The sequence below is a fragment of the Kitasatospora phosalacinea genome, assembly GCF_030268885.1.
GTDB lineage: Bacteria > Actinomycetota > Actinomycetes > Streptomycetales > Streptomycetaceae > Kitasatospora > Kitasatospora phosalacinea_C.
The window spans coordinates 395437-420926 of the sequence record NZ_BSSA01000002.1; the positions used below are offsets into that span (position 1 = coordinate 395437).

Here is a 25490-nt window from a genome sequence, read left to right on the forward strand (position 1 = left end):
TGTTGCTCCTAGCTGGCGCGGTCCAGCAAATAGCGGACGAGAGTGGTGAGTGCGGCGGCCGACGACTTCTCGTTGCGCGCGTCGCAGGTGACGACCGGGGTTTCGTCGAGCAGGTCGAGGGCCTCCCGCAGCGCCCGTTCGGCGCGCTCCGGGTTGCCGTCGAAGTGGTTGACGGCGATGGCGTAGTCCAGTCCGTACTGCTCGATCAGGTCGATGACGGGGAAGGAGTCGGCGAGCCGTTCGGGGTCGACCAGGATCAGCGCGCCGAGCGCGCCGCGGGCCATGTCCTCCCACATCTGGACGAAGCGGGTCTGGCCGGGGGTGCCGAACAGGTACAGCACCACGCGTTCGCTGAGGGTGAGCCGGCCGAAGTCGAGCGCGACCGTGGTGGTGGTCTTGCCCCGGACGCCCTTGAGGTCGTCGACGGCCTCGGCGGCCTGGGTCATGGTCTCTTCGGTCGACAGCGGTTCGATCTCGGAGATCGAGCCGATGAAGGTGGTCTTGCCGACGGCGAAGTGGCCGACGACGAGGATCTTCACGGCGGTCTGGGTGGCGCCGCCCGAGACGTAGTCGTCGGTGGTCAGCCCGACCCGGTCATCCGAACTTGCGGTGAAGCCCATTGAGCACCTCCTCCAGAAGGTCCTTGTCGGCGTTCCGGGCCCTCGGGACCGGCGGTCGGGTCAGCAGGTGGCCGCCCTCGGCGAGGGCTGCCAGGACGATGCGGACCACGCCCAGCGGGAGCCGGGTGTGGCCGGCCACCTCGGCGACCGACAGGTAGCCGGCCGAACAGATGTCCAGCAGGCGCTGCTCCTCCGGGGTGAGCCGGGCGGGGCGGCGGCCGTCCTGCGGGGCGGCGGTGACCAGGGTGATCAGGGACAGCTGCTGCTCGTCGGGCAGCTCCCGCCCCTTGGTGATGACGTAGGCGCGGACTAAGTCCGCCGGCTCGAACTCGAAGTCCTCGCCGCCCGCCCTCACCGGCGCGCCCCGATGTCCTCGCGGGGCGGCGCGGCGAGGAACTTGCCGAGCTGGCCCACGAGTTGCTGCATCCGGAAGGTGATGTCCTGCATGTCGACGTCCGGCAGCGCAGACACGCCCAGGTAGGCGCCGTCACCGGCGGAGATCAGGAACACCCAGCCGCCGTCGAACTCGACCAGGGTCTGCTGCCAGCGCTGCGTCGGGTTGTCGCAGAAGAAGCCGAGCGAGCGGGAGAGCGACTGCACGCCGCTCATCGCGGCGGCCACCCGGTCCGCGTTGTCCTTGTCGATGTCCCTGGTGCGGGCCATCAGCAGGCCGTCGGCGGAGATGAGGACCGCGTGCAGGGCACCCGGGATCTCCAGCGCGCTGTCGAGCATCCAAGACAGATCGTCGTTCACGAGAACTCATGCCCTTCACTGCTTGCACCGCGGGTGCTGGTCGTCTGGTTCGCGTCGTCCCGCTGGATGGCGCGACCGGACCTGGTGCCGCGCTGGAAAGCCCCCAGGATCGCCGCGGTCTGCTCCCCGGAGCGGGTGGCGGAGGCGGCGGGCGCTGCGGGCGCGCCGTAGGGGGCGGATTCGGTGGGCGGGACGATCGCCATCGGCCGCTTGCGGCGGCGGATCGGCAGACCGTCCTCGGTGGAGCCGTACGACTCGACCGCCGGGGCGGGGGCCGCGGCGGCGGGGAGCGCGGCCGGCTGCGCCGCCGGCCGGGCCAGAGGGGCGGGCGCCGGAGCCGGAACCCGTTCGGCCACCGGGGCGGACGCGGCGGGCGGCTGGGTGCGCCGCTCGGGCATGCCGGTCAGCAGCTCGTGCGGCAGCAGCAGCACGGAGCGGACGCCGCCGTACGGGGAGGCGGAGTCCACCGAGACCTCGAAGCCGAAGCGCTCGGAGAGCACGCCGATCACGGCGAGGCCGAACTGCGGCGGGTTGCCGAGGCCGCCGACGCCGCTGACCCGTTCGGTCGTCAGGAGCCGCTGGGCACGGGCCCGTTCCTCGTCGTTCATGCCGACGCCGGCGTCGTCCACCACGATCACCACGCCCTTGGGCACGGTGCGGATGTTGATCTCGACGACGGTGTCGGGGCTGGAGTACGAGGTCGCGTTGTCGAGCAGTTCGGCCAGCGCCAGGGCGACCGGTTCCACCACGCGGCTGGAGACGCCGAAGTCCACCTGGGAGAGGATCTCCACCCGGCGGTAGTGGCGGATGCGGCCCTGGGCGGAGCGCACCACGTCGTACACCGAGGCGACGTCGCGGTGGCGGCCGAGCCAGCCGCCGCACAGGACGGCGATGGACTGGGCGCGGCGGCCGAACTGGGAGTTGGTGTGGTCGACCTCCAGCAGGTCCTGCAGGATCACCGACTCGCCGTACTTGTCCTGCAGCCGGGAGAGGATCAACTGCTGTTCCGCAGCGAGGCCCTGGAGCGTCCGCATGGCGGACTTCAATACCGTTTTGGTTGCTTCGTCCGCTTGTTCCTGAGCGGAGGCGACCGACTGCGTATAGTGGTGCTCCAGGTCGGTGTAGTGCTCCCGGAGCCCGCTGATCTCCTGCCGGAGTGCCGCGGCTGCCTTGCGCTGGCGGACCACGACGAGGACCGCGGCGGCCAGGACGAGGAAGAGAACCCAGAGCAACGGGTTCGCTGTGTATTTCGTCATAAGACTCTCTTCAGGCGACTGGCGGCCGACTGCTGAATCCCCGTCATCGCAGGGTGAACCCGCCGCTCCCCCAAGCGGGATGATCGTATCATCGGGCGAACAGGTGAACGATCGTCCACGTGAATGTGAAGATCCGTCTCCTCCGGCGTGCACAAGGGTAGTTGGAACCCCAGGTCAGTGCCCTGATCGGACGTCAGTCCGATCCGCCGCTACACCGCCCCGGCCACCGCACCGCCTCCGACCGGGCCTTTTATCACAGGACGCGCCGTCTGGCGGAGCTCGACACGCCGGTTCCCGGATTTTCCGACGAAGCGTCAAGGAGCGCGCCGCTGCCCTGCTAAGGGGGGCCGGATGGGAAGAACGTCACACCGCGCAACCCGCCGTTAAGGTGCGGACACCCGGCACACCCCCTGCTCCCCCGCCGGGCACCGCTTCTCCACGGAATCCGGCGCCTGTGCGCACCGCGCGCACGGGCGCCGGACCCGGCCCCGCTCAGCCGACGACGGCGCGCAGCTCCCGCACCACCGCGTCCAGCGCCACCTCGCGGACGGCGCCGTCCGCCCGGGCGGTCAGCTCCACCGCGCCCGCGGCCAGCGCACGCGCACCGACCGTCAGCCGCCAGGGCACGCCGATCAGTTCGGCGTCGGCGAACTTCACCCCGGGGCGCTCCGCCCGGTCGTCCAGCAGCACCCGCACCCCCGCCGCGCCCAGCTCCGCGTACAGCCGCTCGGCCGCCTCGGCCACCGCGCCGTCCTTGCCGGGCAGCACCGTCAGCACCAGGTCGAACGGGGCGACCGCGGCGGGCCAGCGGATGCCCCGCTCGTCGTGGTGGGCCTCCACCAGGGCGGCCAGCACCCGCTCCACGCCGATGCCGTAACTGCCCATCAGCGGCACCACCCGCTCGCCGCCCGGTCCGGAGACCGCCACGTCCAGCGCCTCGGTGTAGCGGCGGCCGAGCTGGAAGATGTGGCCGACCTCGATGGTGCGCAGCACCTCCAGGGCCGCCCCGCACTCCGTGCAGGCCTCGCCCGCCGCGACCTCCCGCACGTCCGCCCAGTGGTCGACCGCGACGTCCCGCCCGATCGACACGCCGCGCAGGTGGAAGCCGTCCCGGTTGGCTCCGCAGGTCAGGTCGGTGCGGCCGCGCAGCGCCTCGTCGGCGAGCACCGGCAGGCCGTGGGCGCCGAGCGGGCCGAGGCTGCCGGGCGAGGCGCCGAGCGTGCTCTCGACCTCCTCCGCGGTGGCGGGCCGGGCGGCGGCGGCACCCAGCGCGTCCAGCAGCTTCTGCTCGACCAGGGCGTGGTCGCCGCGCAGCAGCACCAGCACCGGCTTCCCGTCCACCACCTGCACCAGGGTCTTCAGCTGCCGCTCCGGCGCGACGCCGTGCAGCCGCGCCAGCTCCTCGATGGTGCGGGCCTCGGGCGTCGCGAACTCCTCCGGCGCCCCGGCACCGGGCAGGTCCGCGACGGCGGGCAGCGCGGACAGCGCCTTCTCGGTGTTCGCCGCGTACCCGCAGCCGGGGCAGCGCACCACCAGGTCCTCGCCCGCCGCGGAGGGGCTCATGAACTCCACCGAGGCGCTGCCGCCCATCGCCCCGCTGGAGGCCCGCACCCCGAACGCGGGCAGCCCGAGCCGCTCGAAGATCCGCAGGTACGCCAGCCGGTGCGCCTCGAAGGAGCGCTCCAGCCCGGCCTCGTCCAGGTCGAAGCTGTACGAGTCCTTCATGGTGAACTCGCGCACCCGCAGCAGGCCCGAGCGGGGCCGCGCCTCGTCCCGGAACTTGGTCTGGAACTGGTACCAGACCTGCGGCAGCTGCCGGTACGAGCGCAGTTCCCCGGCGAGGTGCGCGAACACCTCCTCGTGGGTCATCCCGAGGGCCTGCTCGGCGCCCTTGCGGTCGGTCAGGCGGAACATCTCCTCGCCCATCGACTCCCAGCGCCCGGTGCGCCGCCACAGCTCCGCCGGGTGCAGCGCGGGCAGCAGGAACTCCTGCGCCCCGATCCGCTCCATCTCCTCCCGCACCACCGCGACGATCCGGGCCCGCACCCGGACCGCCAGCGGCAGCAGCGAGTAGTGGCCCGCGGCCAACTGCCGCACGTACCCGGCGCGGACCAGCAGGCGGTGGCTCGCGGCGTCGGCGTCGGACGGGGCCTCCCGCAGGGTGGGTACGTACAGCTGCGACCAGCGCATGGGGAACACCGTCCTCTCGGCCCGCGGAAAAGGAGTTCGGAGTCTAACCGTCGAGGGGAATCCCCGGCTCCGAATAAATCCGCGTCCGCGCGGGCCGGAGGTGGTGCGCGGGCCCGGCGCCGGGCGCCGGGCCGGGCCTCAGGGGGTCTTCGGGACGAAGCAGACCGTGAAGCTCTTGTGCTTGGACGTCCTCGTGTACCACCCGGGGTGGCCCGGCATCTCGCTGCAGGCCGACGTGTCGCTGCTCTGCACCACCTTGACCACCTCGTAGGCGGCCTTGGCGTCGGTGCACGGCACCACCGTGAGGGTGGGCCGGACCGAGGTGCCGCCGGACTTGTACATGCAGTCGCCGACCTTCGCGGTGTCCACGCCGTCGTCCGACCCGAACAGCCAGAACGCCCCCATGAGGATCGCGCCCAGCACGGCCCCGACCACCGACAGGACCTGCCGGGGCCGCCAGCGCGACACGGTGCGCGCCCCGTAGCCGCCGGGAGGCGGGTACACGACCGGCTGGGCGGGCGGCGGGGCGTACTGCCCCTGGGGCGGCGGGTACTGGCCGGGCGGAACGTACTGGCCCTGGGGCGGCGGCGGGTACTGGCCGGGCGGAACGTACTGGCCCTGGGGCGGCGGGTACTGGCCGGGTTGGGCGTACGGGCCGGGCTGGGCGTACGGGCCGGGCGGCGGCGGGTAGCCACCGGCCTGCGGCGGGGGGTACTGGCCGGGCTGGGGAGTGCTCACGGAGTGTTCCTTCACGGCGCGAAAGGCGTACGGCCGACGAAGCCTAGCCACGCGGCCGGGAAGGAATGTGGCAACAACGGGAGAATTATTGCCTGCTCTTTACTCAAGAACCGTCCGCAATCCGGCATTTGCCCGCGAATTGCCGGGCTTTGCGTGGCGCCCCGGAGTGGTTATTGCCGCTCCGGACCGGTGCGAACCGCCCCGTCCGCGACGGCTCCCGGCGCGGGCTCCGGCCCGGAGCGCAGGAAGGGCCGCAGCCCGCGCTCCAGCAGCGCGGCCCGCCAGGCGGCGCGGGCGGCGGTGACCCGCTGCTCGTGCTGCGGGTCGCCGCAGGGGGCGTCGCGCCGCCACGCGGCGGTCAGCAGCAGGCCGAGCAGCCCGACCAGGGCGCCGGTCACCGCGATCGCGACGGTGGTCCAGGCGGCGGTGCGCAGCGGTGTGGTGAGCCCGGCGTGCGGGCGGGACAGGCCGAGGACGGCGCCGAGCAGGAAGAACACGGCGGCGGCGCTGCCGCTGACGACCGGTACGACCAGGGCCAGTGCGCCCAGCCAGCCGGTCAGCCGTTCGCCGGGGTCGGTGCTCCGCCCGGCGGGCGCCGGGGGCGCAGCGTCGCGCAGTCGGCGGTAGGCCAGGTACTCGGGTTCGGCGGCGGCCAGGATCCGGGCGGCGTGCTGCCGGGCCAGGGCCCGCAGCCGGGCGTCCTGCCGGGGGTCCGGGGCGGTGCGGGCGGCGCGCAGGGCGGGGTCGGCCAGGGCGAGGCCGAGGGCGTGCTCGAAGTCGGCCCGGTCCTGCTGGGTGGGTCCGTTGCCGGTGTGCGGTTCCATCGCCGCGGTCCCCCGGGGGTTCGGTGGTGGGTTCGGGCGCGGTGTCAGCCGTAGGTGAGGTCGGAGCAGGCGTCGTCGTCGGCGGAGCGGGCCTGGCTGACGCTGGTGGGCAGCGGGCCGGTGGGGAGGGGCGGGGCGGCGGTGGTGCCGCTGCCGTTCGCGTAGTCGGCGCCGAGGGTGAGGGCGATGCCGGCGGTGCGGCCGTCGGCCTGCAGGACGGCGCCGGGGAACAGGGCGGCGACCTTCTCGGCCCGGTCCTTCTCGCCGGGCCCGTACTCGACCAGGGTGCTGCGGTGGGTGCGGGCGGCGGCGTTGGCCCGGCCGGTGACGGTGAACCCGGCGTCCTCCAGGGCCTGGGCGGCCCGGGTGGTGAGCCCGGCGGTCTCGGTGCCGTTGTAGACGGCGACCTTGATGCCGGTGCCGACGGGCTTCGGGGCGGTGGCGGGTGCGCTGCCGGACGCGGCGGGGCTCGGGGCGGCGGCCGGGGCCGCGGAGGCGTCCTGTCCGTCCAGGGTGCGGTCGGCCCGGAGCGCGGCCCACAGCTGGTCGACGTCGGGGTGCACCAGGGCGACCCGCTCGCCCTGGTAGCGCCAGGGGACGGTGAGGAACTTGATGTCGTGCAGGTCGACGTCCTTGAGCGACATCGCGAAGTCGATCAGCTTGGCGGCCGAGCCCAGGCCCTCGTCCACGGTGAGCGACTTGGTGGCGGCGTCGGCCAGCGGCAGCAGCGTGGTGGGGTCCATGCCCTGCGACTTGACCTGCTTGATCAGCGAGGAGAGGAAGGCCTGCTGGCGCTTGGTGCGGCCGATGTCGGAGCCGTCGCCGAGGCCGTGCCGGATCCGGACGTAGTCGAGGGCGGCCTGGCCGGAGAGGGTCTGGTGGCCCTGCTGGAACAGTTCCTTGCCGCGGTGGCCGAGGTTGGGGTTGAGGTCGCCCTCGTAGACGGCCTTGGGGAGGCAGACGTCGACGCCGCCGACCGCCTTGGTCATGTCGGCGAAGCCCTGGAAGTTGACCACCATGGTGTGGTCGATCCGCAGTCCGGTGAGCTTCTCCACGGTGTTCTGGGTGCAGGCCGGGTTGCCCTGCTCGGTGTTCCCGACCGAGAAGGCGGTGTTGAACATGGTGCTGGGCTGGTCCTTGGTCCACGTCTTGTTCGGCAGCAGGCAGGGCGGGACCTCGACCAGCGAGTCGCGCGGGATGGAGACCCCGACGGCGTGCTTGTGGTCGGCGTAGACGTGCAGCAGGATCGCGGTGTCCGAGCGGGCGCCGCCGTCCTCGCCGCCGCCGAGGTCCTTGTTGCTGCCGTCGCGCGAGTCGGAGCCGATCAGCAGCAGGTTGACGGGGGTGCGGCCCTGGGCGTCGGCGGACGCGGCGGCGGGGCGGTCCTTGCTGACGCCGTCCTCGCCGAAGGTGCTCAGGTTGCCGTTGAGCCGGTAGTACACCAGGCCGCCGGCCAGGACGGCCAGCGAGACGGTGCCCGCGGTGGTCCACAGGGCGATCCGCCGGGCCCGGCGGCCGCGGCCCGGTGCGCCGCCGTGACTGCCCTTCGCCCTGCGTGCGGACATGACGCCCCCTCACCCGTTGCCGCCGATCGAACTTCTACAGAGCTGTAGAGGCCGAGCGAAGCATACAAACCCGACCGGGTGAAGTCACACCCGCCTCCGTCTACCCCCCGTCCGGACCGCCGAACGGCGTGGCGCCACCCGCTCGGCCCAGTCCCGATCGTGGCGGCCGCCGCTCGTTCTCACACTCGGTGACGGGGGCGACATCCAGAGGAAGAGGGCATCATGCACACCGGTCTCCGTCGGATCGCCGTCGCCGCCACCGCGGCCTCGCTCGCCGTGGGCCTGGCCGCCTGCGGCAGCGCCAAGCAGTCCTCCGGCTCCTCGGGCTCCTCGGGCAGCGCCAACCAGGCGGTGAAGATCGGTCTGCTGCTGCCGGAGTCCAAGACCACCCGCTACGAGCAGTTCGACCGCCCGCTGATCGAGGCGAAGATCAAGTCGCTGGCCCCGAACGCGCAGATCGACTACTACAACGCCAACCAGGACGCGACGCAGCAGCAGACCCAGGTGGACACCGCGCTGACCAAGGGCGACCAGGTGCTGATCCTGGACGCGGTCGACTCCAAGGCGATCCAGTCCTCGGTGCAGAAGGCGCACGACGCGGGCGTCAAGGTGATCGCCTACGACCGGCTCGCCCAGGGCCCGGTGGACGCGTACGTCTCCTTCGACAACCACAAGGTCGGCGAGCTGCAGGGCGAGGCGCTGGTCAAGGCGGTCGGCGACAAGGCGGGCAGCGGCCAGATCATCATGATCAACGGCTCGCCGACCGACCCGAACGCGGCCGACTTCAAGGCCGGCGCGCACAGCGCGATCGACGGCAAGCTGAAGATCGGCAAGGAGTACGACACCCCGCAGTGGGACCCGAACACCGCCAACCAGGAGGCCGCCGCCGCGATCACCGCGATCGGCGCCCCGAACGTGGTGGGCGTCTACTCCGCCAACGACGGCATGGCGGCGGGCATCGCCACCGCCCTCAAGGCCGCCAACCTGAGCGTCCCGCTGACCGGTCAGGACGCCCAACTCGACGCCGTGCAGCGGATCCTGGCCGGGACGCAGACGATGTCGATCTACAAGCCGTACAAGCCGGAGGCGGACGCGGCGGGCGAGATGGCGGTGCAGTTCGCCCAGGGCCAGAGCCTGGGTGCCTCGCTGAAGCCGACCACCTCCACCAACGGCAGCGGCACCAAGGTCGACTCGCTGCTGATCGCCCCGACCGTGCTCACCAAGGACAACATCAAGTCCACCGTGATCGCCGACGGCCTCTACACCGCCCAGCAGATCTGCACCCCGGACTACGCCGCCGCCTGCCAGGCCGCCGGGATCCAGTAACCGCCTTCGACCGGGAGAGGAGGTGGTCGCGGTGACGGGCGAGACCGTACTGGCACTGCGGGGGATCTCGAAGCGGTTCGGCGCCGTCCAGGCGCTCACCGGCATCGAGCTGGAGGTCCGGGCCGGCGAGGTGGTCGCGCTGGTCGGCGACAACGGCGCCGGGAAGTCGACCCTGGTGAAGACCATCGCCGGGGTCAACCAGCCGGACGAGGGAGTGATCGAGTGGGAGGGGAGGCCGGTGGCCATCCACCGGCCGCAGGACGCCCAGCACCTGGGCATCGCCACCGTGTACCAGGACCTCGCGCTGTGCGACAACCTGGACGTGGTCGGCAACCTGTTCCTCGGCCGGGAGCTCAAGCAGTTCGGGCTGGTCCTGGACGAGGTGGGGATGGAGAAGCGCTCCCGGCAGCTGCTGGACAGCCTCTCCATCCGGATCCCCAGCGTGCGGATCCCGATCGCCTCGCTCTCCGGCGGCCAGCGCCAGGTGGTGGCCATCGCCCGGGCGCTGATCGGCTCGCCCAAGGTGGTCATCCTGGACGAACCGACCGCCGCGCTCGGCGTCGAGCAGACCGCGCAGGTCCTCGACCTGGTCGAGCGGCTGCGCGACCAGCGCCTCGGGGTGATCCTGATCAGCCACAACATGGCCGACGTGATGGCGGTCGCCGACACCGTCGCGGTGCTGCGGCTGGGGCGCAACAACGGGGTCTTCGACAAGCGCTCCACCAACCAGGAGCAGATCATCTCGGCCATCACCGGCGCCACGGACAACGCCGTGACCCGTCGGCAGGCCCGCGGCGAGGGAGGCGAACGATGAGCGGGGACACCCCGGAGCCCGGGCACCGGCCGCTGCCCGAGGACTCCATGCCGACCGGCGGCGTCAACGCGCCCGTCCCGGTCGCGGCGGAGGCCACCCCGGCCGTCGACCCGCGGCTGATCGTCCGGCAGGAGGGCCTCAAGGGCTACCTGATCGAGTTCAAGCGCCGGCTGACCAGCGGCGAGCTCGGCTCCGCCCCGGTGGTGGTCGCGCTGATCGTCATCTGGGCCGTGTTCGGGTCGCTGAACAGCAGTTTCCTGTCGGCGCAGAACCTGTCCAACCTGTCCCAGCAGATCGTCGGCACCGGCATGATCGCGCTGGGCGTGGTGTTCGTGCTGCTGCTGGGCGAGATCGACCTGTCGGTCGGCTCGGTCAGCGGCCTGTGCGCGGCGATCTTCGCGGTCATGAACGTCACCCACGGCGTCAACCAGTGGGTGGCGCTGCTGTCCGCGGTGGCCGGCGGCGCGCTGGTCGGCCTGGTGCAGGGCCTGTTCTTCGCCAAGGTCGGCGTCCCGGCGTTCGTCGTCACGCTGGCCGGCAACCTCGGCTGGAACGGCCTGATGCTGCAGATCCTCGGAGCCAGCGGCACCGTCAACCTGTCCGGCAAGGACATCGTCTCCCGGCTGTACTCCACCATCTACGGGCAGCAGATCGCCGCCTACGGCATGGCGGCGGCCGGGGTGGTGCTGTTCCTCGGCTCCTCGCTGCTGGACACCCGGCGGCGCAAGGCGGCCGGCGTCCCGTACCGGACGCTCACCGACGTCCTGGTGCGCACCGCGGCGCTCGCCGTGGTCGGCTTCCTGGTGGCGTACACGCTCAACCAGTACAAGGGCCTGCCGCTGGCGCTGCTGGTGTTCGTGGTCTTCGTGGTGGTGCTGGAGTTCGTGCTGCGCCGCACCCCCTACGGGCGGAAGGTGTTCGCGCTGGGCGGGAACATCGAGGGCGCCCGGCGGGCGGGCATCAACGTCTCGCTGGTACGGATCACGGTGTTCATGATCTGCTCCACCATGGCGGCGATCGGCGGCCTGTTCCTGGCCGCGCAGATCCAGTCGGCCTCGCAGACCTCCGGCGGCGGCAACCTGCTGATGAACGCGATCGCGGCGGCCGTCATCGGCGGCACCAGCCTGTTCGGCGGGCGCGGGTCGACCTGGTCGGCGCTGCTGGGTGCGCTGGTGATCGGCTCGATCCAGTCCGGGATGAACATCCAGGGCCTGAGCAACGCCATCCAGTTCATGATCACCGGCGCGGTGCTGCTGGCCGCCGTGGTGATCGACTCGCTGGCGCGGCGGACCCAGAAGTCGGCCGGACGGGCGTAGCGTCCCGCAGCAACGGCGGATCCCCCGTCGGCCCGGTGGCCGGCGGGGGATCAGTGCGTGCGGAGCAGTCCCAGGTGGACGACGGTGACCTGGGCCAGGTCCAGGTCGGCGTCGCGGCGGTGGCGGCGGGCCTCGGCGGACTCGGCGCGCTCGATCGCCTCGCGGCGGGCGTCCTCCTCCTCGGCGGCGTCCACGATGAACAGGTGGCGGCCGGAACGCACCTCGTTGGCGTGCGGTATCTCCACGCACCAGCGATGACGGCTCTGGGTGGCGTTCATCGGCCTTCCTCTCCCGGCGCGTCCCTGCGACCGGCGCATGAGGTGCTACTGCTGCCCCTGACCATAGGTATAGGCCAATTAATCCGTCAAGAGGACGAGCAGAATGTCAAATAATCCGTTCAAAGGTGAAAATGGGGGTCGGAGTCCGCTACCGTTCCGTGCATGACAGCGCTCGCCACCCCGGCACCCTCGGCCCGCCGCCTGCGCACCCGGGCCACCCTGCTCGCCGTCCTCAGCGAACACGGCACGCTCAGCCGCGCCGAGATCAGCCGACTCACCGGGCTCTCCCGCTCCGCCGTCAGCAGCGCCGTCACCGACCTGCTCGACGAGGGACTCGTCAGCGAGACCACCTCGCCCGCCCCCGCCACCGCGGGCCGCGGCCGCCGCGCCGCCGCCGTCACCCTGCGCCGCGCCCACGCCCTGGTGCTCGCCTTCGACTTCGGCCACACCCACGTCACCGCCGCCGTCGCCGACACCACCGGCACCGTCCTCGGCGAGGCCACCGCCCACCTCGACGTCGACAACCACCCGCGCGAGGTCCTCGACGCCGCCGAGAGCCTCGCCCGGCAGGCCCTGGACGCCGCCGGGCACCGCCTCGACGAGATCACCGCCCTCGCCGCGGGCATCCCCGGCGCCCTCGACACCCGCACCAACGTGGTCCGCGCCCCCTCCACCCTCTCCCAGTGGATCGGCATGGACCCCGCCGCCGAACTCGGCCGGGTCTTCGGCCGCCCGGTCGCCGTCGGCAACGACGCCGAGATGGGCGCCCGCGGCGAACGCGCCTACGGCACCGGCCACACCGTCAACGACCTCGTCTACGTCAAGGCCTCCACCGGCATCGGCGCCGGGCTCCTGCTCGACGGACGCATCTACCGCGGTGCCAGCGGCATCTCCGGCGAGATCGGCCACATCCAGCTCCCCGACACCGGCACCTGGTGCCGCTGCGGCAACCGCGGCTGCCTGGAGTCCGTCGCCTCCATCGTCGAGGTCCGCCGCCGCCTGGTCCACGTCCTCGCCCCCGGCGCGCGTCCCGGCGAGACCGTCGACCTCCCCCCGCTCGACCGCCTCGCCGACGTCCCCGCCGCCGCCCGCGTCATCGGCGAAGCCGGGCGCACCATCGGCCGCGTCCTCGCCGACCTGGTCAACTGCCTCAACCCCGCCGCCATCATCATCGGCGGCGAACTCGGCCAGGCCGGCGACCCCCTCGTCCACGGCATCCGCGAATCCGTCGACCGCTACGCCCAACCCGCCGTCGCCGAAGCCGTCGACATCCGCGCCACCCGCCTCGGCCTCCGCTCCGAGCTCTACGGCGCCATCGACGCCGCGATCACGGTCGCCACCACCCGCACCCACTGAACCCCGCTGCGCGGGTGGCCCGTCTCACGTTGGTTCGACGTGCCTCATCGAAGTCGGACCGACTCTCCATGACCTTGGCTCAGTGCGTGCCGCACCGGCGCTCCCGGCCACCGGCCCGCTGCAGCGTGGACCCTAGGAGGGCGTCGTGTCCGTCTACCGGGTTCGACCGGCCGCGCCATCCAGCGCGAGCCGCCCCTCGACCAAGGTGCGTACCCCGCCGCCGACAGCGGCGAGCAGGCCTCGGTCGGCGCGGTCGCGGGCCTCCACCCGGATCCTGGCGAAGCCGAGTTCGGCCGTGCCCTGGACGACGTCGAACGCCAGGTGTTCCTCGGGCTGCCCCCGGTGCGCGAACCACCCGGCCATTGCCAGCGCGGCCGAACCGGTGGCCGGGTCCTCCGCGCACACCGGCTCGGGAACGAAGACCCGGGCACGGACTTCGGGCAGCTGAGGTACGAACACCGCCACCCCGAAGACGTCGGCCAGCCCGGGGACCCGTTCGGGGAGTGCCTCGACCTCCAGCGGCAGGGCCCGGGCCGATCGGAGACCGGCGGCGTCCACCGGGAGACAGGCGAACCCCAGACCGGCGGAGGCCGGCAGCACCGGCCCCACGGCCGCGTCCGGGGCGAGCCCCACCGCCGCGCACACCAGGTCCGACGCGACGGGCGGACCCACCCGGCAGGGCCGTTCCTCCAGGGTGGCGCCCTCCGCTCCCGGCTCCACCCGCGCGCGAACGGTCCCGCCCCGTGTGCGCATCGCCACCCGGCCGGGCGCGGCCAGCCCCCACCGGACCGCCACGGCGGCCGCTCCGACCAGCGGATGGCCCGCGAAGTCCAGCTCCACGTAGGGGGTGAAGATCCGCACGTCCACCTCCCCGTCGTCGCCCCCGCTCAGGAAGACGGTCTCCGGCGCGGCCAGCCGGGCCGCCAGCCGCTGCATCAACGCGTCGTCGCACGCGCCCTCGCACCTGACCACGCCGAGCGGCCCCCCGCTCAGCGGTCCGCTCCCGAACACCTCGACCAGCTCGAACTCCATGCGCGCCCCATCAGATCCGTCCCGTGCCCGGCCGAAGCAACGCCCGCGCCGGATTCTCGCCGTCACCGTCACCGTACTGAACGCCAACCGCCGTGTCGGCGAGCTCGCGCCCTGCGCAGCCGGTGACGTGTCCCGTCCCGCTGCCAGCGGCGGAGCACCTTGCTGACCGCCGCCCCCGCACTACCTGCTCAAGTCGCTGCTGCGCCAGGAACAAGCACGCAGCACAGGCCGAACCCGCCCTCTACGAGAACCCCAACGCGATCGAGGACGACACCTCCTGAACCCACGGTCGAACTTCGATGAGCCAAACCGCCACCGGTCGAACTTCGGTGAGACGGGTCAGCGGGGATGTGCCGGTCGGCCCGTTCTCGGGGGAGGGGTGTGCCGGGGGTTGTCAGGGGAGCAGTCGGGCCCGTTCCGTGAGGTAGCGGCGTTCCGGGAGGGTGGGGGCCAGGGTGGCGGCGCGGCGGAAGGCTTCGGTGGCGGCGGGGGTGTCGCCGGTGCGCAGCAGGAGTTCGGCGCGGACGGCGTGGTAGCGGTGGTGGCGGGACAACTCGCCCTGCAGGGCGTCGAGTTCCTTGAGGGCGAGGGCGGGGCCGTGCACCTCGGCGAGGGCCACGGTGCGGTTGAGGGCGGGCATCGGGCCGGGGGCGACCCGCAGCAGGAGGTCGTACAGGGCGAGGATCTGCGGCCAGTCGGTGGCGGCCACGTCGGGGGCCTCGTCGTGCAGCGCGGCGATGGCGGCCTGCAGTTGGTAGGGGCCGACCCGGCCGGCCGGGAGGGCGCGTTCGACCAGGGAGACGCCCTCGGCGATGGCGGCGGCGTCCCAGCGGCTGCGGTCCTGCTCGGGCAGCGGGACGAGTTCGCCGTCGGGGCCGGTGCGGGCGGGGCGGCGGGCGTCGGTGAGGAGCATCAGGGCGAGCAGCCCCATCACCTCGGCGTCCCGGGGGAGCAGCCGGTGCAGCAGCCGGGTCAGCCGGATCGCCTCGTCGGTGAGTCGGGTGGCGGTGAGGTCCTCGCCTCCGGTGGCGGTGTAGCCCTCGTTGAAGACCAGGTAGAGCACCTGCAGGACCTCGCGCAGCCGTCCGTCGGCCTCGTCCGGGCCGGGGAGGGCGAACGGCAGGCCGGAGGTGCGGATGGTCTGCTTGGCCCGGCTGATCCGCTGCGCCATGGTGGCCTCCGGCACCAGGAACGCGGCCGCGATCTGGGCGGTGCTCAGGCCGCCGACCGCGCGCAGGGTCAGGGCGATCCGGCTGGGCGCGGTCAGGGCGGGGTGGCAGCACAGGAAGAGCAGGGCCAGCGAGTCGTCTCGGTCGGTGTCCGGGTCGGCGTCGGCGGGGCGGCCGAGCAGTTCGGACTGCGGGGTGGCGAGGAAGAGCCGCTCCTCGCGCTCGCGCCGGGCCCGGTCGGCGCGGACCAGGTCGACCAGCCGCCGGGAGGCCACCGTCACCAGCCAGCCGCGCGGGTTGTCGGGCCGCCCGTCCCGCGGCCACTGTTCGGCGGCGGCGAGCAGCGCCTCCTGGACGGCGTCCTCGCAGGCGTCGAACGCCCCGGCGTGGCGGCGCAGCAGCGCCGCCAGGACCTGCGGCGCGAGTTCGCGCAGCAGGTCCTGGTCGGCGGGAGCGGGGAGGCTCACTTGGCCTCGTGCAGGATCGGCCAGAGCTCGACCGGTTCGCGGTCGGCCCAGGGCATGTCGGCGGCGATCTCCAGGGCGCGCTCCTCGCTGTCGACGTCGAGGAGGTAGAAGCTGGCCATGTACTCCTTGGTCTCCAGGTAGGGGCCGTCGCTGACCACCGGCAGCCCGTCCTTGCGCCCCACCATCCGGCAGGCCGCGGCGTCGCCGAGACCGTAGGCGCCGATCAGCTCGCCGCTCTCCTGGTAGCGCTTGTTGAAGGCGTCCTGCTGGGCGATCGCCTCGGTCCAGCCCTCGGCCGGCAGCGAGTCCCACTTCTCCTGGTTGCCGTAGGTCATCAGCAGGTACTTCACGGGGACCACGTCCTCTTCGTCTCGTCGTGCGGTGCGTGCTTGCGTCCAGTGGTCGGAGCCGGGGGGACGGTCTCTACATGCGGCCGGAGGTTTTTCGAAGGAATCTTCCGGCGGCGCGTCCTCGCAGGTCAGACGGCGGGCGGGGTCCAGACGTACGGGGTGGTGGTGGTCACGGCGTGCATGCCGAGGCGGCGGAGGATGGGGGTGCTGTCGGGGGAGGCGTCGACCTGGAGGTGCCGGATGCCGTGGTCGAGGGCCCAGCGGGCGCGGTGGGCGACCAGGGCGCGGTAGATGCCGCGGCCGCGCCAGGCGGCGAGGGTGGAGCCGCCCCAGAGGCCGCCGAAGCCGGTGCCGGGGGTGCTGGTGAGCCAGGCGGCGGAGACCACCTCGGGGCGGGGGGCGTCGGTCTCGGCGACCAGGACGAGGAAGTTCCCGGTGTCCGCGGCGCGGGAGGCGAGGTCGTCGGCGAGCCAGGACCAGTCCTCGCCCCAGACCTCGGTCTCCATCGCGGCGATCCGCCGCATGTCGGCGGGGTCGGTGACCCGGCGGACGGTGACGCCCTCGGGGGCGGGGGTGGGGACGGCGAGTTCGGCGGCGAGGCCGATCAGGACGGTCTCGGGCTCCTCGCCGACGAACCCGGCGGCGGTGAGCCGCTCGGGGAGGTCGGCGGGCAGGTCGTGGCCGCGGGTCTTCCACTCGACGGCCTCGCCGCGGGCGGCGAAGAACTCGCGCTGGCGGGCGATGAGCGCGTCGAGCTCCTCGCCGCGCAGGCCGAGGTCGGGGCGGGGGGAGGTGACGAAGCCGCGGAAGCCGCCGTACTTGCGCAGCAGCGGGCCGTCGCTGTCGTGGGTCTCGCCCTCGCCGCGGGCGCCGAGTCCGCGCATGTGCTCGTCGTAGGCCGCGAGCAGGGCCGTGGTCAGTTCGGTCACCGGGCGAGCGTAACGATCACCGCGGGGCGGTGGACAGGGAGAAGGGGCTGGCGTTGACGTCGGGGTGAAGGTCTAGCGTCGTGGCATGCGGATCGGCGAACTGGCACGGCGGGCGGGCACCACCACCCGGGCGCTGCGTTACTACGAGTCGCGCGGGCTGCTGCCCGCGCGGCGCGGGGGCAACGGGTACCGGGCGTACGACGAGGAGGACCTGCGGCTGCTGCGGCAGATCCGGGTGCTGCAGGACTTCGGGTTCGAGCTGGAGGAGACCCGGCCGTTCGTGGAGTGCCTGCGGGCGGGTCACCCGGCGGGTGACTCCTGCCCGGCCTCGCTGGAGGTGTACCGGGCGAAGCTGGCCGAACTGGACGCGATGGTGGCCCGGTTGAGCGAGGTCCGGGAGGTGCTGGCGGGGCAGCTGGCGCAGGCCGAGGCGGCGCGCGACGCGCTGGCCGGGGCCGGGCCGGGGGAGCCGCGCTGCGAGCTGGTCCGCACCGAGGAGTGACGACGGGGACGACGAGCGTCAGGAGGACGCGATGGGTGGCGTGCGCAGTGTGACGGACCGGGACTTCGCGAGCGAGGTGCTGGCGGCCGAGGGGCCGGTGCTGGTGGAGTTCACCGCCGAGTGGTGCCCGCCGTGCCGGCAGTTGGCGCCGGTGCTGGCGGAGCTGGCCCGGGAGCAGGAGGGGAGGCTGGCGGTGGTGGCGCTGGACGTGGACGCGAACCCGGAGACCCGGGCGGCGTACGGGGTGCTGTCGATGCCGACGTTGATGGTGTTCAAGGGCGGCGAGCCGGTGCGGTCGATGGTGGGGGCGCGGGCGAAGAGCCGCCTGCTGCGGGAGCTCGACGACCTGCTGTAGCGGGTGAGGTGCGTCACGGGGGCGGGGTCCGGGTGGATGCGAAGCACTGTCGCGTTGTAAAGTGCAACTAAATATTAGTTGTATTTGCCAACCATGGAGTTGCGATGTCCTCGCTCCCGGCAGCCTCCCGCCCCGCCCTCCGGCACGTCCTCACCCACCTGGTCACCCCGCTGCTGATGTGCCTCGGCATGGGGATCGCCTACCTCTCCGCCTTCCACGCCCCCGCCCCGCACCAGCTGCCGGTCGCCGTGGTCGGCCAGGGCCCGCAGACCCAGGTGCTGGCGCAGACCCTCAAGGACAAGGCGGGCGACGGACTGGACGTCACCACCGTGGCCGACGCCGACGCGGCCCGCACCCGGCTGCTCGACCGCGAGCTGGTCGCCGCCTACGTGCCGAGCGCCGACGCGCCGACCCTGCTGGTGGCCTCGGCGAACTCGGACACCTCGGCCACCGTCGCCGAGAAGGTGTTCACCAAGGTCGCCACCCAGCAGGGCAAGCCGCTGACCGTCCAGGAACTGACCCCGCTGCCGGCCGGTGACCCGACCGGGCAGGGCCTGTTCTTCCTGCTGGTGGCGCTGAGCATCGGCTCCTACGGCTCGGTCGCGGTGCTCGGCGCGGCCGGTGCGGCGCTGGGCATGCGGGTGCGGGCGCTGCTCGGCCTCGGCGTGGCGCTGGTGGTCAGCCTGTTCGGCGCGGCGCTGGCCGGGCCGGTGTTCCACCTGGTCGACCACGGCCTGCTCGGCGTCTGGGCGATGAGCTGGCTCTACTCGGCGGGCATCATCGCGATCGGCACCGCCCTGCACACCTTCCTCGGCCGGTGGACCACGCTGACCATGATGGCGCTGTTCGTGATGCTCAACTTCACCAGCTCCGGCGGCATCTTCCGGCCCGAGCTGCAGAACGGCTTCTTCGGCGCCCTGCACTCCTTCTGGAACGGCGCGGGCTTCCTGGAGGGCGTCCGCGACCACGTCTACTTCGGCGGCCGGGCCGGGTTCGGCGGCCACGTCGCCACCCTGTTCTGCTGGCTCGCGGCGGGTGCGGTGCTGCTCCTGCTGGCCGCCCGCACCGAGCGGAGGCGGACCCTCGCGGCGGCCCCGGCGCAGCCCGTCGAGAAGGCCGCCGACGAGCCCGCCGACGAGCCCGCCGAGGAGGAGATGGAGGAGGCGGTCGGCGTCTGAGTGCGGCTACCCCTACCGTGGTCCGCAACACCGCACGACGAAGGAGCCACCGCCATGCCCGACCGCGACGCCGCGCTGGAGACCATCCAGCGGGAGCTGACCGCGTTCGCCCGCCGGGCCCGCCACAAGGCAGCCCAGCTGCACCCCGAGCTCTCGCTGGTCACGTACAGCATGCTCGACCTGGTCAAGGAGCGCGGTTCCTGCCGGGGTGCCGACCTGGCGGCGCACTTCATGCTCGACAAGTCCACCGTCAGCCGCCAGGTCGGCGCGCTGGAGCGGCTCGGGCTGCTGGGCCGCAAGGCCGACCCGGACGACCAGCGCGGGCAGCTGTTGCACCTGACGGCCGCCGGGGAGCAGCTCCTCGCGGACGCGTACGAGCAGCGGCGGCGGGCCTTCACCGACCGCTTCACCTCCTGGGGCGACGAGGACCTGCACCGGTTCGCCGCCTACCTGGTCCGCTACGGCGAGTCCGAGTAGGCGGCGCGGGGCGGGAGCCGGGAGGATGGCGGCCATGGCCACGATGACCGAGCCCGAGTGGCGCGCCTTCCTCTCCCACGGCACCCGCACCGGCAAGCTCGCCACCACCCGCGCCGACGGCCGTCCGCACCTGGCCCCGGTCTGGTTCCTGCTCGACGGTGACGACCTGGTGTTCAACACCGGCCGGGACACCGTCAAGGGCCGCACCCTGCGCCGCGACGGCCGGGCCGCGCTGTGCGTGGACGACGACCGGCCGCCGTTCGCCTTCGTGCTGGTCGAGGGCGTGGCCGCGGTCAGCGAGGAGCTGGACGAGGTCCGGCACTGGGCGGGCCGGATCGCCGCCCGCTACATGGGCGAGGAGCGGGCCGAGGAGTACGCCGCCCGCAACGGCGTCCCGGGCGAGCTGCTGGTGCGGCTGCGGATCGGCAAGGTGCTCGCGCAGAGCGGCGTCGCCGACTGAGGACCCGCCCGGATCCCGCTTGACCCTCACGCCGCGTGAGGCCCCAGGCTGGTCGCAACAGCGGCGGGAAGGAGGGAACGCGGTGGACGAGGGCTACACGGTCGGACGGCTGGCGGCGATCGCCAAGGTCACGGTGCGCACCCTGCACCACTACGACGAGATCGGCCTGCTGTCGCCGAGCGGCCGCACCCCGGCCGGCTACCGGCGCTACAGCGAGGCCGAGCTGGACCGGCTGCAGCAGATCCTGTTCTACCGCGAACTCGGCTTCCCGCTGGAGGAGATCGCGGCGATCCTGGACGACCGGACGGTCGGCCCCAGCGAGCACCTGCGCCGTCAGCGCGAGCTGATCGGCGACCGGATCCGCAAGCTGGAGGAACTCGCCGCGGCAGTCGAGCGAGCGATGGAGGCGAGGACCTTGGGGATCCAGTTGACCCCGGAGGAGAAGTTCGAGGTGTTCGGCCAGGACTACCAGGAGAGCTGGGAGGACGAGGCCCGGCAGCGCTGGGGCGAGACCCCCGCCTGGAAGCAGTCCCAGGAGCGCACCGCCCGCTACACCAAGGCGGACTGGGAGCGGATCAAGGCCGAGGCCGACGGCATCAACGACGCCCTGGTGGCGGCGTTCACCGCCGGGGCCGCCCCGGACGGCGAGCAGGCGATGGCGGCGGCCGAGCAGCACCGGCAGCACATCGGGGCGAACTTCTACGACTGCGGCCCGCAGATGCACCGCTGCCTCGGCGACATGTACGTCGCCGACCCGCGGTTCACCGAGACGTACGAGAAGCTCGCCCCGGGCCTGGCGCCGTGGCTGCGGGACGCGATCCACGCCAACGCCGACCGGCTGGAGCGGGAGCAGGAGCAGCAGGGCTGACGGCGGCCCGGTCCCGGACGGCCCGGCATCAGGCCGTCCGGGCTCAGGCCGTCCGGGCTCAGGCCGTCTGGGCTCAGGCCGCCCGGCCGAAGGTGCGCCGGTAGGCGGTCGGGGAGGTGCGCATGGTGCGGCCGAAGTGGTGGCGGAAGGTCGCCGCCGACTCGAAGCCCACCGCCGCGGCGATCTCCTCCACGCTGCCCTCCGGCGACTCCAGCAGCGGCAGGCTGGCCGCGATCCGCTGGATCGCCACCCAGCGCATCGGGCTCACCCCGTTGCGGGCGGTGAAGTGCCGCAGGTACGAGCGGTCGGACATGCCGGCCGCCCGGGCCAGCAGCGGCACGGTCAGCGGCCGGGCCAGGTGCTCCAGCGCCCAGCGCATCGAGCGGGCCACCCCGTCCTCCGGCTCCTCCACCGGTCGCACCGCGGCCTGGATGAACTGGGCCTGCCCGCCGTCCCGGTGCGGCGGGACGACGAAGCGGCGGGCGACGGTGTTGGCGACCTTGGCGCCGTGGTCCTGCCGGACCAGGTGCAGGCACAGGTCGATGCCCGCGGCGCTGCCCGCGCTGGTCAGCACCTGCCCGTTGTCGACGTACAGCACGTCCGGGTCGACCTGCACGCCCGGGTAGCGGCGGCGCAGTTCCGCCGCGTACCGCCAGTGGGTGGTGGCGGGCAGGCCGTCGAGCAGTCCCGCGGCGGCCAGCGCGAAGGCGCCGGAGCAGATCGAGACCACCCGGGCGCCGCGGGCGTGCGCGGTGCGCAGGGCGGCGGTGACCGCGGGCGGGACGTCGCCGTACGGGTCGGGCACCCCGACCACCACGACGGTGTCGGCGGCGGCGAGCTCCTCCAGGCCGTACCGGGGGGTCAGGGAGAACCCGCCGACCGCCTCCAGCGGGTGGCCGGGGCGCTCGGCGCACACCCGGACGTCGTACCAGGGGGCGGAGAGCAGCCCGGCGAGCTCGGGGCGGGCGAGGGCGAACACCTCGACCACCACGCCGAGTTCGAACGGGGCCATGCCCGCGAAGGCGTACACCGCGACGGTGTGCACCGGCGCCGGGCGCCTTCCGATGGTGATGGGCACGGGCTCGGCCATCTGGTGCTCCTGGTGCGGCCGTCGGCGGTTTCGCGCCGAGTGTAGCGGCCCGGCCGACGGCGGCGCCGGGGGCACCGGCCGGGTGGACGGGTGCGCACGGACGGCGGCGGAGGCTGACCGGACGGGGACGGAGCACGGCGGAAAACCTTTGGAATCCGGAGGCAACCTCCCGGGAGGATGAGGAGTCATCACTCGGGGGGTCGGTGCGGCCACTCCCCGTGTCTCTTCCCTGCCACGTCCGGAGAACGTCCGATGCCCATGTCGATCCGTGTCCGTTATGCGAAGAACGTCACCGTCTGCTCGGCCGCCTCGGGCTGGGGCCGACGCCACTGAGGGCCCGGCCGGAGGGGAGCTCCGGCCGGGCCCTCGGGGCGCCGGGGCGGGTCAGGAGGTCAGCGAGGCCATCCAGGACTCGACCTCGTCGGCCTGCCGGGGCAGGCCCGCGGAGAGGTTCTCGTTGCCGTCGGCGGTGACCAGGATGTCGTCCTCGATCCGCACGCCGATGCCGCGGTACTCCTCGGGGACGGTCAGGTCGTCGGCCTGGAAGTACAGGCCGGGCTCGACGGTCAGCACCACGCCGGGCTCCAGCAGCGCGTCCACGTACTCCTCCCGGCGGGCGTGCGCGCAGTCGTGCACGTCGAGGCCGAGCATGTGGCCGGTGCCGTGCAGCGTCCAGCGGCGCTGCAGGCCGAGCTCCAGGACCTTCTCCAGGTCGTACACCGAGGCGTCGATCAGGCCCCACTCCAGCAGGCGCTCGGCGAGCACCCGCTGCGCGGCGTCGTGGAAGTCGCGGAACCGCGCGCCCGGCCTGACCGCGGCGATGCCCGCCTCCTGGGCGTCGTACACCGCGTCGTAGATCTTGCGCTGCAGCGGGGTGAAGCGGCCGTTGACCGGCAGGGTGCGGGTCACGTCGGCGGTGTAGAGGGTGTGGGTCTCCACGCCCGCGTCCAGCAGCAGCAGTTCGCCGGGGCGCACGTCGCCGTCGTTGCGCACCCAGTGCAGGGTGGTGGCGTGCGGGCCGGCCGCGGCGATCGTGCCGTAGCCGACGTCGTTGCCCTCGACCCGGGCACGGCGCCAGAAGGTGCCCTCGATCCAGCGCTCGGAGGTGGCGACGGCCCGGTCCAGCTCGCGCACCACGTCGGTGAAGCCGAGCACGGTGGCGTCGCAGGCGGCCCGCAGCTCGCCGATCTCCCACTCGTCCTTGACCCTGCGCAGCCCGGACAGGAACACCGTCAGCTCGTCGTCCTTCTCCGCGTCGAGCTGCTCGGCCAGCGCGGCCTCCAGCGCGGCGTCGTAGCCGCGGACGATCCGGGTCGGGACGGTGGTGGCGGACAGCTCCTCGGCAACCTTGCGCACGTCCCGCACCGGCAGGCCGTACAGCTGCTCGGACTCGGCCAGCGAGTGGCGGCGGCCGACCCACAGCTCGCCCTGGCCGCTCAGCCAGAACTCGCCGTTCTCCCGGTCCGAGCGCGGCAGCAGGTACAGCGCGAACGCGTGGCCGCCCTCGACCGGCTCGCCGACCAGGACGGCGTCCTCGGTCCGGTTGCCGGTCAGGTGGACGTACTCGCTGGCGGCGCGGAAAGCGTACTCGGTGTCGTTGGCCCGGGTGCGCAGGTTGCCCGCGGGGACGACCAGGCGCTCGCCCGGGAACGCGGCGGACAGCTTCGCGCGGCGCGCGGCCGCGTACGGGGCCTGCACGTCGGGGGTCAGGCCGCGCAGCTCGGTGTCGGCCCAACCGGTGCGCATGGACGCGGCGAGCTCGTCGGAGACGCCGTCGTACAGGCCGTTCTTGCGGCTCTTGACCGGCTGCTCGTCCTTCTCGCCCTCGGCGGAACCCTCGGGGTTCTCGGACACCGCCGGGCTGCGGTCCTCGGTCACTACGTCGCCTCCTCGCGCACGCTGCCGCCCGCCCGTCCCCGGGTCGCGGGGGGTGCGGGCGGATGTCGCCCCCATGGTACGTAGGGGCGTTCGAACGGAGGAAGGGCGTCCGGTATCCGGGGTTCCCGGGGGCGCGGCCTACTCGAAGCGGACGGCCAGCAGCACCAGGTCGTCCACGCCCGGCTCGGTGCCGCCGGCCTGCTCCAGCAGGTGGGTGCAGAGCCGGTCCGGGTCGAGCCGGACGTCCCGCGGGGCGTCGGCGGCGGCGCGGCGCAGGGCGCTCTGCCCGGCGTGCAGGTTGGCGGCGAAGCGGCGGGCCAGGCCCTCGGTGTACAGCACCAGGACGTCGCCGCGCTCCGCGGTGAGCTCCACCCCGGGGGCCTCCCAGCAGCTGAGCATGCCCAGCGGCGCGGACAGCGAGGTCTCCACGAAGTTCGCGCCGTAGCGGGTGAGCAGCACCGGCGGGCAGTTCGCCGCCCCGGCCAGCGCGATCCGGCGCTCGGCCGGGTCCACGCAGGCGTACACGGCGGTGGCGGAGCGGGTCGGCTCGGTGGTCTTCAGCAGCAGTTCGAGGTCGCCGAGCACCGAGACCGGGTCCTCGCCCTCCAGCACCGCGTAGGCGCGCAGTGCGGCCCGCACCCGGCCCATCGCGGCGGCCGCGCTGGTGCCCGCGCCGGGGCCGGCGCCCGGGCCGCCGCCGAGCACGCTGCCCACGGTCAGGCCCATGGTGTCGTCGGGCAGCGCGATCGCGTCGTACCAGTCGCTGCCCGCGGCGCGCTCCAGGGCGGCGGGCACGCAGCGGGCGGCGACCTTCAGGCCGGGGCGGGCGGGCAGGTGGTCGGGCAGCAGCGAGCGGCGCAGCGCCTCCGCGGCGCGCACCGCCCGGTCCGCCTCCAGCTGGCGGGCCAGCAGCGGGGCGGCGAACTCGCAGTAGCGGCGCACCAGGTGCTCGCGGCGCTCGTCCGGGCTGCCGGGCTCGTCGTAGAACCAGGCGGCGGCGCCGAGCGGGCCGTCGGGGCCGGTGGCCAGCGGCAGCGCGTAGCAGGCACCGAGGCCGAGCTGCGCGGCGACCTCGCGGAAGCGGGGGCCGACGGCCGGGTCGGCGGCCAGGTCGGCGATCAGCAGCCGGCCCTCGGGGCCGGGGCGGCCGAGCAGCCCGGCGAACGGGCCGTGCTCGACCGGGACGGTCTCCAGCGTGCCGAGCATCGCCCGGTCCAGGCCGAGGCCGACCGGTCGGGCGGGCTGCCGGTCCGGGCCGGGCGGCAGGGTGACCACCAGGCCGCGGCGGGCGCCGAGCAGGGCCGCGCCGGAGTCCAGCAGCGCGTCGAGGGTGCCGCCCAGGCCGTCGGCCCGGGCCAGCAGCTCCAGGTGCTCCTGCAGGCTGGTGAAATCGGACAGCCATCCGGCCAAACGGTCCTGCAGGTCGGCCGCGGGCACCTCGCCGAGCTCCGGCAGCAGCACCGGGTCGACGAACGGCGCGGGCGTCGGCGCACCGGCCGCGGGCGCCGGGGCAGTGGCTGCGGGCACCGCGGCCGCGGGCGCCGGGGACGTCAACGGGTGGACGTCGGTCATGTCGCAACTCCCCACAATCCGGAACGTGTCACGCAAGACCACCGAGACCGACCGAAACGATGTCTTTACTCACTACTCGGCAGGTTTCCCCCACTTGTACACAGGCCGATCGGGGCATGTCCAGGAG

At 73.4% G+C, this 25490-nt stretch carries 26 protein-coding genes; 10 read left to right on the forward strand and 16 right to left on the reverse strand.

Features of this window, described 5'->3' with window-relative positions; all coding sequences use genetic code 11:
- Nucleotides 1-8 precede the first annotated feature (8 nt).
- From QSK52_RS05400 to QSK52_RS05435, 8 genes are all read right to left on the reverse strand, one after another.
- Nucleotides 9-620, reverse strand: coding sequence for a GTP-binding protein (locus tag QSK52_RS05400; protein ID WP_285734093.1), 612 nt, complete (start codon nt 618-620; stop codon nt 9-11).
- Nucleotides 595-975, reverse strand: coding sequence for a DUF742 domain-containing protein (locus QSK52_RS05405; protein ID WP_285734095.1), 381 nt, complete (start codon nt 973-975; stop codon nt 595-597). Before QSK52_RS05405 ends, QSK52_RS05400 begins: the two co-directional genes overlap by 26 nt.
- Nucleotides 972-1373, reverse strand: coding sequence for a roadblock/LC7 domain-containing protein (locus QSK52_RS05410; protein ID WP_285734097.1), 402 nt, complete (start codon nt 1371-1373; stop codon nt 972-974). Before QSK52_RS05410 ends, QSK52_RS05405 begins: the two co-directional genes overlap by 4 nt.
- Entirely contained in the window at nt 1370-2629 is a 1260-nt protein-coding gene (locus QSK52_RS05415; RefSeq protein WP_285734100.1) for a sensor histidine kinase, read from the reverse strand. The genes QSK52_RS05410 and QSK52_RS05415 overlap by 4 nt, the downstream gene beginning before the upstream one ends.
- Nucleotides 2630-3121: 492 nt before the next feature.
- On the reverse strand, nt 3122-4819 hold the full coding sequence (locus QSK52_RS05420) for a proline--tRNA ligase (protein ID WP_285734102.1): 1698 nt from the start codon (nt 4817-4819) through the stop codon (nt 3122-3124).
- A 138-nt stretch (nt 4820-4957) separates the two neighbouring features.
- Complete coding sequence (locus QSK52_RS05425) at nt 4958-5557, reverse strand: LppU/SCO3897 family protein (protein WP_285734103.1); 600 nt, start codon at nt 5555-5557, stop codon at nt 4958-4960.
- Between the two features lie 170 nt (nt 5558-5727).
- Nucleotides 5728-6381: a hypothetical protein gene (locus QSK52_RS05430; protein ID WP_285734105.1), complete on the reverse strand. Its 654-nt coding sequence runs from the start codon at nt 6379-6381 to the stop codon at nt 5728-5730.
- A 44-nt stretch (nt 6382-6425) separates the two neighbouring features.
- Nucleotides 6426-7946, reverse strand: a complete 1521-nt coding sequence (locus QSK52_RS05435; RefSeq protein WP_285734106.1) for an LCP family protein — start codon at nt 7944-7946, stop codon at nt 6426-6428.
- Nucleotides 7947-8168: 222 nt separating this feature from the next.
- Between QSK52_RS05435 and QSK52_RS05440 the strand changes: the two genes are divergently transcribed.
- From QSK52_RS05440 to QSK52_RS05450, 3 genes are read left to right on the forward strand one after another with little or no spacing between them, the layout of a single operon-like run.
- Nucleotides 8169-9272: a sugar ABC transporter substrate-binding protein gene (locus tag QSK52_RS05440; RefSeq protein WP_285734108.1), complete on the forward strand. Its 1104-nt coding sequence runs from the start codon at nt 8169-8171 to the stop codon at nt 9270-9272.
- Between the two features lie 31 nt (nt 9273-9303).
- Nucleotides 9304-10086 (forward strand): ATP-binding cassette domain-containing protein, encoded by a 783-nt coding sequence (locus QSK52_RS05445; RefSeq protein ID WP_435053159.1) that lies wholly within the window; start codon nt 9304-9306, stop codon nt 10084-10086.
- The gene (locus QSK52_RS05450) at nt 10083-11402 is read left to right on the forward strand and encodes a sugar ABC transporter permease (protein ID WP_435053160.1); all 1320 of its coding nucleotides are present in this window, start codon (nt 10083-10085) and stop codon (nt 11400-11402) included. Before QSK52_RS05445 ends, QSK52_RS05450 begins: the two co-directional genes overlap by 4 nt.
- A gap of 50 nt (nt 11403-11452) precedes the next feature.
- On the opposite strand, the gene QSK52_RS05455 is transcribed toward QSK52_RS05450, so the two are convergent.
- Entirely contained in the window at nt 11453-11680 is a 228-nt protein-coding gene (locus QSK52_RS05455) for a hypothetical protein (RefSeq protein WP_033214328.1), read from the reverse strand.
- Nucleotides 11681-11842: 162 nt separating this feature from the next.
- Between QSK52_RS05455 and QSK52_RS05460 the strand changes: the two genes are divergently transcribed.
- Complete coding sequence (locus QSK52_RS05460) at nt 11843-13036, forward strand: ROK family transcriptional regulator (RefSeq protein WP_285734114.1); 1194 nt, start codon at nt 11843-11845, stop codon at nt 13034-13036.
- Between the two features lie 153 nt (nt 13037-13189).
- On the opposite strand, the gene QSK52_RS05465 is transcribed toward QSK52_RS05460, so the two are convergent.
- The 4 genes from QSK52_RS05465 to QSK52_RS05480 form a co-directional block, all read right to left on the reverse strand.
- Nucleotides 13190-14068 (reverse strand): PhzF family phenazine biosynthesis protein, encoded by an 879-nt coding sequence (locus QSK52_RS05465; protein ID WP_285734116.1) that lies wholly within the window; start codon nt 14066-14068, stop codon nt 13190-13192.
- Nucleotides 14069-14462: 394 nt separating this feature from the next.
- Entirely contained in the window at nt 14463-15704 is a 1242-nt protein-coding gene (locus tag QSK52_RS05470) for an RNA polymerase sigma factor (RefSeq protein ID WP_285734118.1), read from the reverse strand.
- Nucleotides 15701-16054, reverse strand: a complete 354-nt coding sequence (locus QSK52_RS05475) for a YciI family protein (RefSeq protein ID WP_285734121.1) — start codon at nt 16052-16054, stop codon at nt 15701-15703. Before QSK52_RS05475 ends, QSK52_RS05470 begins: the two co-directional genes overlap by 4 nt.
- A 128-nt stretch (nt 16055-16182) precedes the next feature.
- A complete protein-coding gene (locus tag QSK52_RS05480; RefSeq protein ID WP_285734123.1) occupies nt 16183-16983 on the reverse strand; it encodes a GNAT family N-acetyltransferase in 801 nt (266 codons plus the stop codon).
- A gap of 85 nt (nt 16984-17068) precedes the next feature.
- Here QSK52_RS05480 and QSK52_RS05485 point away from each other — a divergent pair, with 85 nt between their 5' ends.
- The 6 genes from QSK52_RS05485 to QSK52_RS05510 all read left to right on the forward strand — a co-directional run bounded on the left by QSK52_RS05485 (nt 17069) and on the right by QSK52_RS05510 (nt 20823).
- Nucleotides 17069-17485: a MerR family transcriptional regulator gene (locus QSK52_RS05485; protein WP_285734126.1), complete on the forward strand. Its 417-nt coding sequence runs from the start codon at nt 17069-17071 to the stop codon at nt 17483-17485.
- A 31-nt stretch (nt 17486-17516) separates the two neighbouring features.
- The gene (trxA, locus tag QSK52_RS05490; protein ID WP_285734128.1) at nt 17517-17840 is read left to right on the forward strand and encodes a thioredoxin; all 324 of its coding nucleotides are present in this window, start codon (nt 17517-17519) and stop codon (nt 17838-17840) included.
- Nucleotides 17841-17944: 104 nt separating this feature from the next.
- Nucleotides 17945-19018, forward strand: a complete 1074-nt coding sequence (locus QSK52_RS05495) for a hypothetical protein (protein ID WP_285734130.1) — start codon at nt 17945-17947, stop codon at nt 19016-19018.
- 54 nt (nt 19019-19072) lie between these two features.
- A complete protein-coding gene (locus QSK52_RS05500; protein ID WP_285734132.1) occupies nt 19073-19495 on the forward strand; it encodes a MarR family winged helix-turn-helix transcriptional regulator in 423 nt (140 codons plus the stop codon).
- 25 nt (nt 19496-19520) lie between these two features.
- A complete protein-coding gene (locus tag QSK52_RS05505) occupies nt 19521-19955 on the forward strand; it encodes a PPOX class F420-dependent oxidoreductase (protein WP_435053161.1) in 435 nt (144 codons plus the stop codon).
- An 82-nt stretch (nt 19956-20037) separates the two neighbouring features.
- Entirely contained in the window at nt 20038-20823 is a 786-nt protein-coding gene (locus tag QSK52_RS05510; RefSeq protein WP_285734136.1) for a MerR family transcriptional regulator, read from the forward strand.
- A gap of 73 nt (nt 20824-20896) precedes the next feature.
- Here QSK52_RS05510 and QSK52_RS05515 read toward each other — a convergent pair whose 3' ends face one another.
- The 3 genes from QSK52_RS05515 to QSK52_RS05525 form a co-directional block, all read right to left on the reverse strand.
- The gene (locus QSK52_RS05515; protein WP_285734138.1) at nt 20897-21913 is read right to left on the reverse strand and encodes a helix-turn-helix domain-containing protein; all 1017 of its coding nucleotides are present in this window, start codon (nt 21911-21913) and stop codon (nt 20897-20899) included.
- Nucleotides 21914-22297: 384 nt separating this feature from the next.
- The gene (locus QSK52_RS05520) at nt 22298-23791 is read right to left on the reverse strand and encodes an aminopeptidase P family protein (protein WP_285734140.1); all 1494 of its coding nucleotides are present in this window, start codon (nt 23789-23791) and stop codon (nt 22298-22300) included.
- Nucleotides 23792-23929: 138 nt separating this feature from the next.
- A complete protein-coding gene (locus QSK52_RS05525) occupies nt 23930-25363 on the reverse strand; it encodes a PP2C family protein-serine/threonine phosphatase (protein WP_285734143.1) in 1434 nt (477 codons plus the stop codon).
- Nucleotides 25364-25490: the final 127 nt, after the last annotated feature.